General features: G+C 64.3%; 1 protein-coding gene. It reads left to right on the top strand.

Features of this window, described 5'->3' with window-relative positions:
- Window positions 1–515: calcium-binding protein (locus AC1DRD_RS22755; protein ID WP_478043157.1), on the top strand; the 515-nt coding region annotated here is incomplete at both ends.

Genomic DNA, 515 nt, shown 5'->3' on the forward strand with positions numbered 1-515 from the left:
GGCAACGACGTCTATTACGTCCGTAACGCCGGCGACGTGATCGTCGAGAATGCCAATGAAGGCACTGCCGACACCGTGCTGGCGACGGTCAGCTATACGCTCAACGCCAATGCCCAGGTCGAGCGGCTGGCGGCATCGGACGCCAATGCGACGACGGCGATCAACCTGACCGGCAACGCCTGGTCGCACCTGCTCCAGGGCAATAACGGCGCCAACACGCTGACCGGCGGCAGCGGTGCCGACACGCTGATGGGCTATGGCGGCAACGACACGCTGTTCGGCGGCGGTGGTGCCGACAAGTTCGTGTTCGCGCACGGCACCGGCCAGGACAGTATCGGCGACTTCGTGGCAGGGACCGACAAGATCGACCTCACCGCGATCGGCTTTGCCAGCTACCAGGACGTGATCAACGCTACCCACGATGTCGGCGGCAACGCGGTGATCGACCTCGGCAATGGCGACCAGCTGACCTTGACCGGGGTCACTACCGCGCAACTCCACTCAGGCGACTTCAT

Source organism: Sphingomonas sp. P4_G2 (assembly GCF_056401155.1).